Raw genomic sequence first — 15,780 nt, forward strand, 5'->3', positions numbered from 1 at the left:
TCAACCCTGCAGGTCGTCCTTGAGGACGAACGCGCCGGTCGCGGGGTCGATGGAGACGATCACGAAGCCGCCGCCCGACAGGGTGTGGGTGTCGGTGAACGTGAGGGGCCCGGCGAAGGTGTCGAAGTCCTTGAGTCCCTCGAGCCCGGCCACGACGTTGTCGAACTCCGTGTCGCCGGCGTCTTCGATGGCCTGCGCCATCACGCGGACCGCGTCGTACGCCTGGGTCGAGTACGGTCCGGGCGGGTCTCCGGCGAGCTCCTCGTAGTCGGCGATCCACTGGTCGGCGCCTTCGATCATGTCGGGCGTCTGCGTGAAGGTGCCGACGACGTTCTCGGTGTACCCCTCGCCCGCGATCTCTGCGAACTTCGCGTCGACCGATCCGTCGGCGACGAGGAACACGCCGTCGAATCCGGCATCCTGCGCCTGGCGGGCGATGAGACCGCCCTCCTGGTAGTAGCCGGTCCAGTAGACGAGCGCGGGCTGCTCGGTCGCGAGGGTCGTCGCGACCGCGGAGTAGTCGTTCTCACCCGGGGTGATGGTCTCGCTCACCGCGACGTCGAGCCCGGCGGCGGTCGCCTGCTCGGTGAACGCGCCGGCGAGGTCGGCCGAGTAGCTCGTCGCGTCGTCGACGACCGCGACGTTCGTCGCACCGATCTGCTTCGCATACGTCACCGCCGCCTCGGCCTGCTGGTCGCCGGTGCCGTTGATGAGGAAGACGCCGGGCAGGCCCTGGTCGACGAGTTCGTTCGAGTTCGCGGCCGGAATCACCATGGGGATGCCGGCCTCGTCGAAGATCGGCAGCGTCGGGAGCGTCGCGCCCGAGCAGTAGCCGCCGACCGAGGCGACGATGCCGTCGGTGACGAGCTTGTTGGCGCCCGAGACCGCCGTCGTGGCGTCGCACGCGTCGTCTTCGACGAGCAGCTCGAGGTCGCGTCCGAGCACGCCGCCGTCGGCGTTGATCTCGTTCACGGCGAGCTGCGCGCCGTTCTGCATGTACTCGCCGAACGCCGACTCGCTGCCCGAGAAGGGCGCGAGCATGCCGATCTTGATCGGTCCGTCGGCGGCGTCTTCCGACCCTCCACCGGTGAGGCCGCTCGAGCACCCCGCGGTCAGTGCGAGCACGCCGGCTGCTGCGGCGATGTGGAGGAGGCGCTTGCGACGCCGAGATCCGAACTGCATGTGACTCTCCTTCGAGTACGACAGTGCCTCATCGCCGGATGGCGATATGTGACATATTACTGCCGCGAAGGCATCGCGCAAGTCGCCGACGACGAACGGCGCGGGAGCACGACGAATGGCCGGCGCCCACCACCGCGGATGTCGCGCCGTCACGCCGCCGGAAGGTCGGCGTCAGTCCTCGTGCTCGCCGCTCCAGATGCCGCCGACGTGGCCGATGTGGCGACGCATCAGGGCGGTCGCCGCGTCGGCCTCGCCGTCGAGGAGGAGCTGCACGAGTTCGGCGTGCTCGAGCGCCGACTCGGTCAGGGCGCCCTGCTCCGCGAGCTCGACGAGCCCCGTCAACCGCGTCTGCTGACGCAGCTCGCCGACGAGCGACACCAGGAACTGGTTGCCGGTCAGTCCGAGCAGCGTCAGGTGGAAGGTCGTGTCGGCCTCGAGGTAGTCCTGGAACCGGCCCTCATCGCCGGCGCGAACGATCTCGGCGGCGAGTTCGCGGAGCCGCACGGCCGCCTCCTCGGACACCTGTCCGGCGAGCTGGCGCATCGGCGGGACCTCGAGCAGCAGTCGCACCTCGCGGAGCTGCCGGAGCTCTTCGAGCGACACCTCGGTCACCCGGAACCCCCGATTGCGCATCGGCGCGAGGAATCCGCGCCGGGCGAGGTTCAGCATCGCTTCGCGCACGGGCGTCGCGCTGACGCCGAATTCGGCGGCCATCGTGGGAACGGTGAGCACCGCACCGGGCTCGTACTCGCCGGCGACGATGCGCGACGACATGGCGCGCTCCACCTGCTCGCGCAGGCTCACGACCTGCGCGAGCAGCGTCGAGTCAGTCATGGCGGCTCTCCTGGTACGTCATGCACCACAGCGTAGTCGCGGGCGCCCTCCGAGATGGCGCTCCGTGACCCGCGCGCCACGGCGCACGCGCCCCCTCGTGGCATGATGTCCCTGCGCCGGCCGGCGCGGAACGGGGGTGCTCGCATGGCGATCGAGTTCGCACGATCGGCGCGGTCCACCGTCGGGCTCGAGTGGGAGATCGCGATCGTCGATCGCGCGACCGGCGAACTCGCGTCCGTCGCCGGCCAGGTGCTCGATGCGCTCGATGCGGGCAGCGAGGGCGAGCATCATCCGTTCATCACCTCCGAGCTCCTGACGAACACCGTCGAGCTCGTCAGCGGTGTGCACGAGACGGTCGCCGGCGCCGTCGCCGACCTCGAGCACCAACTGGGCGAGGTCCGCACCGTCATTGACGACATCGGCGAGTACGACCTGATCTGCGCCGGGTCCCACCCGTTCAGCCAGTGGTACGACCAGCACCTCACCGACAAGCCGAGGTACCACAAGCTCATCGAGCGCACGCGCTGGTGGGGTCGCAACATGATGATCTGGGGCGTGCACGTGCACGTCGGCATCGACGACCGCGACAAGGCGCTGCCGATCCTCGACGGCTTGCTCGCCTACCTCCCGCACCTGCAGGCGCTTTCGGCATCAAGCCCGTTCTGGGCGGGGGTCGACACCGGCTACGCCTCGAACCGCGCGCTCATGTTCCAGCAACTGCCGACGGCCGGACTCCCCTACCCGCTCGCCGACTGGCCCGCCTACGAGCGCTATGTCGACGACCTCGTGCGCACGGGCGTCATCGAGGACCACAGCGAGGTGCGCTGGGACATCCGGCCGTCGCCGAAGTGGGGAACGGTCGAGGTACGCGTCTGCGACGGCCTCTCGTCCGCCGCGGAGATCGCCGCGATCGGCGCCCTCGTGCAGTGCCTCGTGGAGTGGATGAGCACCCGGCTCGACGAGGGCGACACCCTCACGGTGCTGCAACCCTGGTACGTGCGCGAGAACAAGTGGCGAGCGGCGCGCTACGGCCTCGAGGCCGAGGTGATCACGGATGTCGCGGGCACCGAGCGGCCCGTCGCCGACGACCTGCGCGAGCTGCTGACGACCCTGGCGCCGATCGCCGACCGCCTCGGCTGCGGCGTCGAGTTGCAGCAGGTGCGCGCCATGCTCGACTCCGGGGCGAGCTACGCCCGGCAGTTGCGGGTCGCCGAGGCGGCCGGCGGCGACCTCAAGGCCGTGGTCGCCCACCTCGCCCGCGAGCTGCGCAACGGCATCGAGACCCAGTCGCCCGCGGCATCCGCCTCACCCGACGTCGACTAGCCGGGCAGTCGCCGGGTGCGGATCAGCTCCGCGTACCAGAGCGCGCTGTCCTTCGGCAGCCGCTCGAAGGTGTCGTAGTCGACGCGCACGATGCCGAAGCGCTTGGAGTAGCCGTACCCCCACTCGAAGTTGTCCATGAGCGACCAGACCTGGTAGCCGCGCAGGTCGACGCCACGCTCCATGGCGCGGTGCGCCGCGGTGAAGTGCCGCCGCAGGTAGTCGATGCGATCGGTGTCGTGCACGGCGGGACCGTCGGGGCCCTCGACGACGACATCGGGGAAGGCCGCGCCGTTCTCGGTCACCATGAGCGGCAGCTCGGGGTAGCGCTCGCTGAGCGAGACGAGCAGGTCTTCGAGGCCGGAGGGGTCGATGTTCCAGCCCATGTCGGTGTACGGGCCCGGCTGCACGAGGAACTCGACGTGCTCGGATCCCGGCCACGGCGTACCGCCCATGTCCTTATGGCCGTCGGCGTTCACGCGCGGCGAGACGCCGTCCCACATGTCGACCGTGACCGTGGAGTAGTAGTTCACTCCGAGCAGGTCGAGGGGCTGGGCGATGAGCTCGGTGTCGCCCGGCAGCACGAACGACCAGTCGGTGACCGACGCGGTGTCGGCGATCACGTCGGCGGGGTACCCCCCACCCAGCAGCGGTTCGAGGAACACCCGGTTCGCGAGTCCGTCGATGCGGCGGGCGGCTTCGGCGCCGCCGTCTCCCGACGGCCGGATCACGTGGAGGTTCAGGGTGATCGAATACCCGGGGTCGTTCGTGACGACGCCGCGGAGCGCGGCGACCGCGAGCCCGTGCGCGAGGTTCAGGTGGTGCACCGCGGCGAGTGCCTTCGCGCCGTCCATGAGCCCCGGAGCGTGCGCACCCGAACCGTAGCCGAGGTACGCGCTGCACCACGGCTCGTTGAGCGTCGTCCACACCGCCACCCGGTCGCCGAGCCGCTCGCCGACGATGCGGGCGTAGCCGGCGAAGGCGTACGCCGTGGCGCGGTTCGCCCACCCGCCCTCGTCTTCGAGCGCCTGCGGCAGGTCCCAGTGGTAGAGCGTCGCGATCGGGCGGATGCCGCGGGCGACGAGCCCGTCGACGAGGCGTTCGTAGAATGCCAGGCCCGCCTCGTTGGCCGCTCCCCTGCCGGTCGGCTGGATGCGCGGCCACGCGATCGAGAACCGGTACGCGTCGAGACCGAGCTCGACCATGAGATCGAGGTCCTCGTCGAGGCGGTGGTAGTGGTCGCAGGCCCGGTCACCCGTGTCGCCGTTCCAGACCTTGCCCGGCGTGTGGCTGAAGGTGTCCCAGATCGACGGGCCCCGGCCGTCTTCGTGCACGGCTCCCTCGATCTGATACGAAGCCGTGGCGGAACCGAACAGGAAGTCCTCGCCGAATTCGAGCCCGCTGTCTCGGTAGTCGGGGGTGCCGATGGCCATCGTCCTGTGCTCCATTCTCCGCCGCGAGTGCGCCGCGATCTCACTGTATCGCCCTGCGCTTACACGGCTGTAAGCAACGCATGCGAGCGCATCGCCCGCTCGCCAGGGCGGAGTGGCCGAATCGCCTAGGGTCGAGGAATGGAGACTCCGCCGATCCTCGAGACCGCCGCCTTTCGAGCTGAGCTCCAGCCCGATCGAGGCACCAACGGCGGCTACTCCCTCGTCATCGACGACGTCACCCAATCGCACGTCAACCCCGACGACCCGCGCGACCTGCAACTGCCGTACGTGCGCCGCATCGCCGCGGTGCTCGCGACGCTTCCGGGCGAGTCGCCTGCGGTGCTGCACCTCGGCGCGGGCGCCCTCACGCTCCCCCGGTACATGCACGCGCTGCACCCGGCGAGCCGTCAGCGCGTCGTCGAGCTGTATCCCGAGCTGCTGGCGTTCGTGACGACGCACGTGCCGCTGCCCCCCGACGCTCCGATCGAGCTCGCGATCGGCGACGCCCGCGACGAGGTGCAGCGCCTTGCCGGTGACGGCGACGACCAGTGGGACCTCGTGCTCGTCGACGTCTTCTCGGGCGGCGCCGTGCCCCGCCACGTCACGACCATCGAGTTCTTCACGGAACTCGTGTCGCTCCTGTCGCCGGGCGGCGTGCTCATCGTCAACTGCCTGAACGGAGCCGAGCCGCAGGTGACGGGCGACACGCTCGCGGCCGTGCTCGAGCTGCTGCCCGAGGTGCTCGTGATCGGCTCGGAGGCCGTGCTCAGGCGAGTGGCGCCCGGCAACACGATCATCGTGGCGTCGCGGCATCCGCTCGACCCCGAATCGGTCGCGCAGTGGCTCTCGACCGACCCGCTGTCGGTGGCGACCGGCGCGACCGTCGTCGACGGCCCTGCCCTCGAAGAGCTCGCGGGAACCGTCCGTCACGACCCCCGCTAGGCACATGCGACGCTCGGCACGCGCGACGCACCGGAACGCCCGCATTCGCACGGTCAGCCGGGTGGGCGCCTCGACCGCTCCTCGCGGAGCACGGCCGCGAGCTTGATCCGGTAGACCGCGAGCACCGCGAAGAACGCGTTCAGGTCGACCTTCTCGGAGGTCGGATCCTCGAGCTCCTTGAGCCGGATCGGACGGATCTTCGCGGCCTCGGCGATCTGCTTGTGCGTCGCAGCGCCACGACTCTTGACGAGGAAGTCCGCGAGCGCCGCCCGGTCGCCGAGGACCCGATGCGTCTCGGTGGCGAGGTCGATGCGGCTGTGGCCGATGTGAAGATGGCCGCAGTGCTGGCAGGTGTACCAGCTCGTCGACGGGTCGTCGCGGAGCTTGCCCGGGATCTCGAGCTCGCTCCGATACCGGCGCTTGAACTCCCACCGGCCGCCCCGCTCGGTCTTGCACTCCCGGGGGGCGTTCGCGGCATCGAGCACCAGCTCTGCCATGCCGGCGCACCGCGGCGTGCAATAGAGCCCCTGGTACACCGGTACCCCGGGGCCGCCGAGCTTCTGCGCGCACTTCCTGCAGCGCTGCCGCTCGGGGAAGCGCTTCTCCTGAACCACCGCGCCGAGCTAGCGGCGGAGCATCTTCTGCAGGGCCGCGAGCTCTTCCTCGCTCGGTGCGGCCTTGGCCCCACCGCCGCCCAGGCCGAAGCCCGAGCCGGTCGGCGCCGGCGCAGCGCCGGGCGTCGCGCCCGAGGCGATCGCCGCGTTCTCCGCGGCGCGCTTCGCTGGGTTGCCCGACCGCGACGAGTTCGACTTCTTGCCCTTGCCGCCCTGGCGCTTGCCGCCGCCGTGGCTGCCGCCGCCGGGCAGCGGACCCATGCCGGGGATCTGCGGCACGCCGCCGCGAGCGACGGTCTTCATCATCTTCGCGGCCTGCTCGAACCGGGCGACGAGCTGGTTCACGTCGGTGACGGTCATGCCCGAGCCCTTGGCGATCCGGAGGCGCCGCGAGCCGTTCAGGAGCTTCGTGTTCTCGCGCTCGGCGGGCGTCATCGACTGGATGATCGCCTCGGTGCGCACGATCTCGCGCTCGTCGAAGTTCTCGAGCTGCTGCTTCATGCCGCCCGCGCCCGGCAGCATGCCGAGCATCTTCTTGATCGAGCCTGCACCGCGGAGCTGCTGCATCTGGCCGAGGAAGTCGTTCAGCGTGAACGTGTCGGTCGCGAACTTCTCGGCGACCTTCATCGCCTCTTCCTCGTCGAACGCCGACTGCGCCTGCTCGATCAGGGTGAGGATGTCACCGAGGTCGAGGATGCGGCTCGCCATGCGGTCGGGGTGGAACGGCTCGAAGTCGTCGAGGCCCTCACCGGTCGACGCGAAGATGATGGGGCGACCAGTGACGGAGGCCACGCTGAGCGCAGCACCACCGCGTGCGTCGCCGTCGAGCTTGGTGAGCACGACGCCCGTGAAGTCGACGCCCTCCTGGAAGGCCTTCGCGGTGTTGACGGCGTCTTGACCGATCATCGCGTCGATGACGAAGAGCACCTCGTCGGGGTTCGTCGCCTTGCGGATGTTCGACGCCTGCTTCATGAGCTCGGCGTCGACGCCGAGTCGGCCGGCCGTGTCGATGATCACGACGTCGTGCAGCGCGCGCTCGGCGTGCTTCACGGCGTCCTTCGCGACCTTGACCGGGTCGCCGGAGCCGTTGCCGGGCTCGGGGGCGAAGACCGGCACACCGGCCTGGCCTCCCACGACCTGCAGCTGGTTCACGGCGTTCGGGCGCTGGAGGTCGGCCGCGACGAGGAGGGGCGTGTGCCCCTCCTTCGCGAGCCACTTCGCGAGCTTGCCCGCGAGGGTGGTCTTACCGGCGCCCTGGAGGCCAGCGAGCATGATGACCGTCGGCGGGTTCTTCGCGAACTGCAGTCGACGCTGCTCGCCGCCGAGGATGCGGACGAGCTCCTCGTTGACGATCTGCACGACCTGCTGCGCCGGGTTCAGCGCCTTGTTGACCTCGTCGCCGAGCGCGCGCTCGCGCACGTGCGCCGTGAACTCCTTGACGACGTCGAGCGAGACATCGGCGTCGAGCAGCGCGCGACGGATCTCGCGAACGGTGCCGTCGACGTCGGACGCGGAGAGCTTGCCCTTGGTGCGGAGATTCTTGAAGGTCTCGGCGAGGCGGTCAGACAGGTTTCCGAAGGTAGCCATGGTTCGCCAAGTCTAATTGAGGTCGGATGCCGCCTCTGCCGCGCCGCTCGCCGGTCACGCGTCGACCGGCTCCGCGTGCTCAGGCGTCGAAGCGGAGGTCGACCATGTCGCGCTGGATGTCGATCGACGCCACGAGCCGCGAGTCGATGTCTTCGGGCGCGAGCCCGAACTCGAACTCGGCGAAGGTCTCGCCGTCGCCGTCGGCGTCGGGCCGCAGGTCGACGCGCACGAGACTCAGTGAGCGCAGGGCGTCGATGTCGCGGTCACCCGAGTCGCGGGTGATCGCGTCGGCCGCGGCATCCGCCTCGTCGCCGTTCAGCACGGAGCGGAGGAACAGCGAGACCGGGCTCGAGCCCGAGTCGAGCTGACCGACGAAGACGCCGCGCAGCTCGTCGTCGATGAGCTCGAGTTCGCCGACCATCGTCGCCGCCGCGTCGAGCGATGCGGTCGAGACGTCGTCGGAGTCGGCGTCGAGCACGACCTCGACGTCTTGGTCGCCGTATTCCTTGCGCTCCGACCAGTAGTCGCCGATGAGGCCGAAGTAGTCGTGTTCGATCGCCATGTCGTTCTCCTTCTCAGCCGACGAGCTTCTGCGCGAAGACGTGCGGCGTGAATCCCGTGAGGTCGCCGATGCCCTCGCCCTGACCGATGAGCTTGATGGGCAGGCCGGTCCTCTCCTGCACCGCGAGCACGAATCCGCCCTTGGCGCTGCCGTCGAGCTTCGTGAGCACGAGGCCGGTGACCCCGCCGTGCTCGATGAAGGCCTCTGCCTGCGCGAGGCCGTTCTGGCCTGTGGTCGCGTCGAGCACGAGCAGCACTTCGCTGATCGGCGCCTGCTTCTCGACGACGCGCTTGATCTTGCCGAGCTCGTCCATGAGCCCGCCCTTGGTGTGCAGGCGGCCGGCCGTGTCGATGATGACGATCTCGGTGCCGTCGCGCTTGGCCTGTTCGACGGTCTGGAAGGCGACGGACGCCGGGTCCTGTCCCTCGCGCTCGGGGCGCACGATGCCGACGCCGGCGCGTTCGGCCCACGTCGCGAGCTGGTCGACCGCTGCCGCACGGAAGGTATCGGCGGCGCCGACCACGACGGTGCGGTCGAAGGTGCGCAGGAACCGTGCGAACTTGCCGATGGTGGTCGTCTTGCCGACGCCGTTCACGCCGACGACCAGCACGACGGCCGGCCGCTCGGTGAGCTTCAACGTGGGGTCGTACTTCGAGAGCCGCTCCTCGACGATCTCGCGGAGCATCCGCTGCACGTCTTTCGGGTCGGTGGTCTTGTACCGCTCGACCTGCGCGCGGATCTGCCCGACGATCTCCTCGGTGACGGAGGGTCCGAAGTCGGCCCGGATCAGTGCGGACTCGAGGTCGTCCCACGTGTCCTCGTCGATCGTCTTCGCGCCGAAGACCCCGCGGAGGGCCGCGCCGAGCGACCAGGATGCGCGTTCTGCCATGCCTCCAGCCTAGAGCGCGTGCGGGCTACACCGATCCAGCCCGCCCCCGCAAGGGGTTGTCCGTGGCGATCGGGAACGCGAGCCTCGGAGGAACGGAAGGAGTGCGGATGACGACCGTGGGATTCCACGCCTCGCACGAACAACTCCCGCCGAGCCGCCTGCTCGAGGCGGTCCGGCTCGCCGAGCAGGCGGGCTTCGATGCCGCCATGTGCAGCGACCACTTCGAACCCTGGAGCGTCCGGCAGGGCCACTCCGGCTACGCGTGGAGCTGGCTCGCCGCGGCGCTCGAGGCCACCCGGTTCTCGCTCGGCGTCGTCACGGCACCAGGGCAGCGCTACCACCCGGCGGTCGCTGCGCAGAAGGTCGCGACCCTCGCCGAGATGTACCCGGGACGGTTCTGGGCGGCGATCGGCAGCGGCGAGGCGATCAACGAGCACATCACGGGCGACCGGTGGCCCGAGAAGGACGAGCGCGATGCACGGCTCGTCGAGACCGTCGACGTCATGCGTCGACTGCTCGCGGGCGAACAGGTCTCCGCCGACGGGCGCATCCGGGTCGACCGAGCGCGCATCTGGAGCCTGCCCGACTCGCCCGCTCCCCTGTTCGCAGCTGCGGTGAGCACCGAGACGGCGCGCGAGGCGGCCGCCTGGGCCGACGGCGTCATCACGGTCGACCAGTCGCCCGATGAGCTGCGAGCGTTCATCGACGCGTATCGCGATGCCGGCGGGCGCGGACCCGTCTCGGTGCAGGTCCATCTCAGCTGGGCGCCGACCGAGGATGAGGCGCTGGCGATCGCACACGAGCAATGGCGACAGAGCCTTGTTCCCGCGCACCTCGCCTGGGAGCTCGACACGCCGGAGGCCTTCGACGAGCGCACCGCGGAGGTCTCGGCAGAGCAGGTCGCCGAGACCCTGCCGGTCTTCGCCGACCCGGGCCGGCATCTCGAGCACCTGGTCGCCATCGCCGAACTCGGGGTCGACCGGATCTACCTCCACCACGTCGGCACCGAGCAGGCCGCCTTCATCGACGCGTTCGGCGAGCACGTGCTGCCCGCGCTCAAGGAGGTCGAACGATGAGGATCACCGATCGGAGCGACCTGTGGTGGAAGACCGCGGTCGTGTACTGCCTCGACGTCGAGACCTACATGGACTGGAACGACGACGGCTTCGGCGACTTCGAGGGTCTCGCGCACCGCCTCGACCACCTCGCCGAGCTCGGCGTCACGTGCATCTGGCTCATGCCCTTCCAGCCGACTCCCGACCGGGACGACGGGTACGACATCACGGACTTCACCGGCGTCGATCCTCGGCTCGGCGCGCTCGGCGATGTCGGCGAATTCACCCGTACGGCCCGGGACCGCGGCATGCGCGTCATCATCGACTTCGTCATGAACCACACCTCCGACCGGCATCCGTGGTTCACCGCGGCACGACGCAGCCGCAACTCCCCCTATCGCGACTACTACGTGTGGCGTGATGAACCACCCGCGAAGCAGCCCGCGACCGTGTTCCCCGGCGAGGAGGACAGCGTCTGGGAGCTCGACGAGCGCACGGGCCAGTACTACCTGCACAGCTTCTACCGGCACCAGCCCGACCTGAACATCGCAAACAGCGCCGTTCGCGACGAGATCGCGAAGACCCTCGGATACTGGCTCGAGCTCGGGATCTCGGGGTTCCGGGTCGATGCCGTGCCGTTCCTGATCGAGCCGCCGGAGGGCGTCGACATCGGCGACCCGCACGAGTTCCTCCGCGACATCCGCCGTTTCCTGCAGCGCCGTTCCAGCGACGCCGTCCTCCTAGGCGAGGTGAACCTGCCGTACGACCAGCAGCTCGAGTTCTTCGGCCGACCCGGTGACCCACCCGAACTGACGATGCAGTTCGACTTCCTCGGCATGCAGGCCCTGTACCTGTCACTCGCGCGCGAGGACGCGCGCCCCCTCGCGGAGTCGCTCGCGAAGCGGCCCGTGCTCGAGCCAGAGGCGCAGTGGGCGAACTTCGTGCGCAACCACGACGAGCTCACCCTCGACAAGTTGAGCGACGCCGAGCGCCAGGAGGTCTTCGACGCGTTCGCGCCCGAGGAGTGGATGCGAGTGTACGACCGGGGCATCGCGCGCCGGCTCCCGCCCATGCTTGACGGCGACCCGCGCCGCATCCGCATGGTCTACAGCCTGCTGTTCTCGCTGCCGGGCACGCCGGTGCTCTTCTACGGCGAGGAGATCGGCATGGGCGAGAACCGTGACGAGGGCGGCCGGATGACCGTGCGCACGCCGATGCAGTGGACCGACGAGAAGAACGGCGGCTTCTCGCGCGCTACTCCGCGCCGACTCGCTGCTGCGCCGCCCACGGATGGCTACGCGCCCGAGCACGTGAACGTCGAGGCGCAGATGCACGACCCCGACTCGCTGCTCAGTGTCATCCGCAGCTTCGCCGTGCGCTTCCGCAGCTCCCCCGAGATCGGCTGGGGCCGCCCTGAGGTGCTCCCGAGCGGGCAGGACGCGGTGCTTGCGCATCGCATCACCGCGGATGTCGGGCGGTTCGTGGCGGTGCACAACTTCGCGCCGAGGCCGACGGTCGTCTCGCTCGAGCTCGGACCAGTGCCACCCGATTCGGTGCTCTCCGACCTGTTCGCCGTCGACACGTTCGAGCTCGACGAGCGCGGGCGCATCGACGTGCACCTCGATGCCTACGGGTACCGCTGGTTCCGCATCGTCGAACCGGACGACCGTCGCCTCACCTGAGACGGGCGACATCACGCGAAGCGGATGCCGCGGCATCCGTTCGGTTCGGACCACGGACCAGCCGTCAGCTCGCCTTCGCCTCGCGCTCCTCGCGGACGCGCTGCCCGACGACCGCCGACACGCCGTCCTGCCGCATCGAGACGCCGTAGAGGGCGTCGGCGATCTCCATCGTGCGCTTCTGGTGGGTGATCACGATGAGCTGGGAGTCGTCGCGCAGGGACTCCATGGTCGTGAGCAGGCGCCCGAGGTTGGCGTCGTCGAGCGCCGCCTCGACCTCGTCCATGATGTAGAACGGGCTCGGGCGGGCCTTGAAGATCGCGATGAGCAGGGCGACCGCGGCGAGAGAACGCTCACCGCCCGAGAGCAGCGAGAGCCGCTCGATCTTCTTGCCCGCGGGCTTCACGCTGACCTCGATGCCGGTCGTGAGCATGTTCTCGGGGTCGGTGAGGGTGATGCTGCCGACGCCGCCCGGGAAGAGGACGGGGAAGACCTCGGCGAACGCCGCCTGCGTGTCATCGAAGGCGCTGCGGAAGATCGACTCCATCTTGCCGTCGATCTCCTCGATGATCGTCAGCAGGTCCTTGCGCGTGTTGGCGAGGTCGGTGAGCTGCTCGGTGAGGAAGAGGTGACGCTGCTCGAGCGCCGCGAACTCCTCGAGTGCGAGCGGGTTCACGCGGCCGAGCTGCGCGAACTTGCGCTCCGCCTGCGCGAGCCTGCGCTGCTGCTCCTCGCGGCGGAAGGGCCGGGGCTCGCCCTCCTCGTCTTCGGCGGGAATGAGCTGGTCGGGGCCGTACTCGTCGACGAGCACGTCTTCCGTGAGGCCGAGCTCCGACTCGGCACGCTCGACGAGTCCGCCGACGTGGAGCTTCTTCTCGTAGATGCGGAGCTCGAGGCCGTGCACGTCTTCGGTGACCGACTGCAGCCGTTCGCGCACGGCGGCCTCTTCGCGGCGCACCGCCTGCAGCTCCTCGTTGCGGCTCGCGCGTTCGGCTTCGGCGCGCCCGAGCGCCACGCGAGCCTCGGAGACGGATGCATCGACCGACGCGAGTGCCTCGGGCAGCACGTCGGCGACCCGCGTGGCCGCCTCGAGCTGCGCGCGACGGATCACGGCGCGCCGCGCGGCATCCGCTGCGGCCTGTCGCTCCGCCTCGAACTGGGCCTCCATGGCGCGGATGCGGGCCTCTTCGGCGCGCACGCGCTCCTTCGCCGTCTCGAGCCGCAGCTTCGCCTCGACCTCGGCCTCGCGGGCCGCCTCGAGCGCGGCGAGCGCGCCGTCGCGGGCGGCCGTCTCGAGCACGGGCCGCGGCTCGGCACGCGCCGCCTCGAGCGCGGTCTTCGCGGCGGTCGCGAGCTGCTCGGCCTCGGCGACGCGTTCCTCGGCGAGCGCGGCGGCCTGCCGCAGTCGCTCTGAGTCGGCGTCGGCGGCCTCGGCCTGCACGCGCGCGCGGTTCAGTCGCTCCGTGCGCTGCGCGAGCTGCGCGTCGAACTCGCGGAGCGCCGCGAGCGCGCGCTTCGACTGCTCCTTCGACTGCTCCACGATCTGGCGCTGCTCGGTGAGCTCGAACCGGGCGCGCTCGATCTCGGAGCGCACCTCCTCGAGTCGGGCGGCGGCGCGATCGCGTTCGGCGATGAGCTCGATGCGGCTCTGCTTGCGACCGGAGCCGCCGCGCAACACGTAGCGGCCGACGACGGTGCCGTCCTTCGTGATGACCGTGGCCGGGGTCGCTCGCTTCGCGAGCGCAGCCTCGGCGTCACGAGCGGCTGCGAGGTCATCGGCGATGAGCACCTCTGCGAGGAGGCCGAGCACGCCGGCGGGGGCGATGACGACCTCGGATGCCGCGGTGAGCCCCGCCACCGGTGCCGCTGCAGCGGGCGCGGTGCCGGCATCGGCGAGTGCCAGGGCGACGCGGCCGAGTTCGCCGCGTTCGGCGTGCTCGAGCGCGCGGAAGGCGGCGGCCCGGTCGTCGACGAGCACCGCGTCGCTCAGCGAACCGAGAGCCGCGGCGATCGCCGGTTCGTACCCGGGCTCGACCTGCAGCGCCTCGGCGAGGAGACCCCGAACCCCGCTCAGGCCGGCCTTCGCGAGCGCCGCCGAGCCGTCCTTCTGGTCGAGGGCGAGGGAGAGCGCCTGGGTGCGGGCGCCGAGGGCGCCGTGTTCGCGCTCACGGCCGTGCAGCTCCTCGCGGATGCGCTCGATCTCGGCCTCGGCCTCGAAGACCGCGCCCTGGGCGAGTTCGTACGCCTCGTCGAGGTCGGTCTCGGCGGTCTCGCCGTTGTCGGCCTCCGCCTCGGCTGCGGCGAGCGCGGTGGCCGCCGAGGCGCGGCGCTCGGCCGACGCCTCGAGGGCGTTCTCGTGGCGCAGCACTTCGCCTCGTACGGCGGCGAGCTTCGACGCCGCCGAGTCGGCCTGCCCCGTGAGCTTGGAGAGTTCGAGGTCGTAGGCCGAGACGAGCGCGCTCTGGCGGGCGATGCCCTCGTCGACCGTATCGAGCTCGGCGCGGCGGCGCATGGTCGCCTCGTGCGCGTCGTCGAGAGCGGATGCCGCGGTGCCGACGCCGTCTCGGATGCCGGTGAGCTCCGTCACCGCCTCGTCGATCATCGCGCGGGTCACGCTCGGCGAGACATCCGTCTGCTCTGCTGCACTGCCGAGCAGGGCGATGCGCTGCCGGGCGAGCGAGTCGAGCGAGCGGAGGCTCCCCTGCGCCTGTTCGAGCGCGAAGGTCGTCGATCGCGCACGGTCGACGGCATCGCCGACCTGCGCCTGCTCGAGGCGGGTCACCTTCGCCTGGTGCTGTTCCAACTGGTCTTGGAGGACGAGCCGTTCGGCGTGGCGCTCGTGTTCGCTCTTGCCGTGCTCGTCGAGGGCGCGGCGGAGGCCGACGACCTCGTCGGCGAGCAGTCGCGCCTTGGCGTCGCGCACGACGGCGGCGATCGTCGCGGCCTCGCGAGCGACCTCGGCCTGGCGGCCGAGCGGCTTCAACTGCCGCCGGATCTCGCCCGCGAGGTCGGAGAGACGGGTGAGGTTCGCCTGCATGGCGTCGAGCTTGCGGAGCGTCTTCTCTTTCCGGCGACGGTGCTTCAGGATGCCGGCAGCCTCCTCGATGAAGCCGCGGCGGTCTTCGGGAGTCGCCCGCAGCACCTGGTCGAGCTGGCCCTGGCCGACGATGACGTGCATCTCACGGCCGAGGCCCGAATCACTGAGCAGCTCCTGCACGTCGAGCAGTCGGCAGTTGTCGCCGTTGATCGCGTATTCGCTCGCACCGTTGCGGAAGAGCGTGCGGGAGATCGTCACCTCGGTGTACTCGATCGGCAGCGCCCCGTCGCTGTTGTCGATCGTGAGGCTCACCTCGGCGCGGCCGAGCGGCCCGCGGGTCGAGGTGCCCGCGAAGATGACGTCCTCCATCTTTCCGCCGCGGAGGGTCTTCGCGCCCTGTTCGCCCATCACCCAGGCGAGGGCGTCGACGACGTTGGACTTGCCGGAGCCGTTGGGACCGACGATGCAGGTGACGCCCGGTTCGAACGCGAACGTCGTCGGCTGTGCGAAGGACTTGAAGCCCTTGAGCGTCAGGCTCTTCAGGTACACGTCCCACCCTCTCCTGGTCGCGAGAACGCTGGGGTCTACGGTATCCGAGGTTGGGCCGCCCGCCGCGCACGCGCGCCGCCCGCCGAGCGATCCGATC

Annotated in this window: 12 protein-coding genes; 4 read left to right on the top strand and 8 right to left on the bottom strand. The window is 70.2% G+C overall.

Translation table 11 applies throughout. From position 1 onward, the window contains the following. Complete coding sequence (locus ESP57_RS03510) at positions 1–1,182, bottom strand: branched-chain amino acid ABC transporter substrate-binding protein (protein ID WP_129230554.1); 1,182 nt, start codon at positions 1,180–1,182, stop codon at positions 1–3. 171 nt (positions 1,183–1,353) lie between these two features. Continuing rightward, positions 1,354–2,016: a GntR family transcriptional regulator gene (locus ESP57_RS03515; RefSeq protein ID WP_129230555.1), complete on the bottom strand. Its 663-nt coding sequence runs from the start codon at positions 2,014–2,016 to the stop codon at positions 1,354–1,356. A 144-nt stretch (positions 2,017–2,160) separates the two neighbouring features. On the opposite strand from ESP57_RS03515, the gene ESP57_RS03520 reads away from it, so the two are divergent. After that, the gene (locus ESP57_RS03520) at positions 2,161–3,339 is read left to right on the top strand and encodes a glutamate--cysteine ligase (RefSeq protein WP_056009670.1); all 1,179 of its coding nucleotides are present in this window, start codon (positions 2,161–2,163) and stop codon (positions 3,337–3,339) included. On the opposite strand, the gene ESP57_RS03525 is transcribed toward ESP57_RS03520, so the two are convergent. After that, positions 3,336–4,769: a GH1 family beta-glucosidase gene (locus tag ESP57_RS03525; protein WP_243648386.1), complete on the bottom strand. Its 1,434-nt coding sequence runs from the start codon at positions 4,767–4,769 to the stop codon at positions 3,336–3,338. The genes ESP57_RS03520 and ESP57_RS03525 overlap by 4 nt on opposite strands. Positions 4,770–4,907: 138 nt before the next feature. Here ESP57_RS03525 and ESP57_RS03530 point away from each other — a divergent pair, with 138 nt between their 5' ends. Next, positions 4,908–5,711: a spermidine synthase gene (locus ESP57_RS03530; protein WP_129230557.1), complete on the top strand. Its 804-nt coding sequence runs from the start codon at positions 4,908–4,910 to the stop codon at positions 5,709–5,711. A 53-nt stretch (positions 5,712–5,764) separates the two neighbouring features. On the opposite strand, the gene ESP57_RS03535 is transcribed toward ESP57_RS03530, so the two are convergent. From ESP57_RS03535 to ftsY, 4 genes are all read right to left on the bottom strand, one after another. Continuing rightward, the gene (locus ESP57_RS03535) at positions 5,765–6,208 is read right to left on the bottom strand and encodes a hypothetical protein (protein ID WP_129230558.1); all 444 of its coding nucleotides are present in this window, start codon (positions 6,206–6,208) and stop codon (positions 5,765–5,767) included. A gap of 126 nt (positions 6,209–6,334) precedes the next feature. After that, the gene (ffh, locus tag ESP57_RS03540) at positions 6,335–7,912 is read right to left on the bottom strand and encodes a signal recognition particle protein (RefSeq protein WP_115957576.1); all 1,578 of its coding nucleotides are present in this window, start codon (positions 7,910–7,912) and stop codon (positions 6,335–6,337) included. A gap of 79 nt (positions 7,913–7,991) precedes the next feature. Continuing rightward, complete coding sequence (locus ESP57_RS03545) at positions 7,992–8,474, bottom strand: hypothetical protein (protein ID WP_056009686.1); 483 nt, start codon at positions 8,472–8,474, stop codon at positions 7,992–7,994. A 13-nt stretch (positions 8,475–8,487) separates the two neighbouring features. Beyond that, positions 8,488–9,363 (bottom strand): signal recognition particle-docking protein FtsY, encoded by an 876-nt coding sequence (gene ftsY / locus ESP57_RS03550; protein WP_115957574.1) that lies wholly within the window; start codon positions 9,361–9,363, stop codon positions 8,488–8,490. Positions 9,364–9,470: 107 nt separating this feature from the next. Between ftsY and ESP57_RS03555 the strand changes: the two genes are divergently transcribed. Both ESP57_RS03555 and ESP57_RS03560 read left to right on the top strand, forming a co-directional pair. Beyond that, positions 9,471–10,439: a TIGR03885 family FMN-dependent LLM class oxidoreductase gene (locus ESP57_RS03555; protein WP_129230559.1), complete on the top strand. Its 969-nt coding sequence runs from the start codon at positions 9,471–9,473 to the stop codon at positions 10,437–10,439. After that, positions 10,436–12,100 (top strand): alpha-amylase family protein, encoded by a 1,665-nt coding sequence (locus tag ESP57_RS03560; protein WP_129230560.1) that lies wholly within the window; start codon positions 10,436–10,438, stop codon positions 12,098–12,100. Before ESP57_RS03555 ends, ESP57_RS03560 begins: the two co-directional genes overlap by 4 nt. A 64-nt stretch (positions 12,101–12,164) precedes the next feature. On the opposite strand, the gene smc is transcribed toward ESP57_RS03560, so the two are convergent. Beyond that, entirely contained in the window at positions 12,165–15,683 is a 3,519-nt protein-coding gene (gene smc / locus ESP57_RS03565; RefSeq protein ID WP_129230561.1) for a chromosome segregation protein SMC, read from the bottom strand. Positions 15,684–15,780 lie beyond the last annotated feature (97 nt).

Origin of the sequence: Agromyces fucosus (assembly GCF_004134865.1) — a bacterium.
In the GTDB taxonomy this organism is placed as follows: domain Bacteria; phylum Actinomycetota; class Actinomycetes; order Actinomycetales; family Microbacteriaceae; genus Agromyces; species Agromyces fucosus.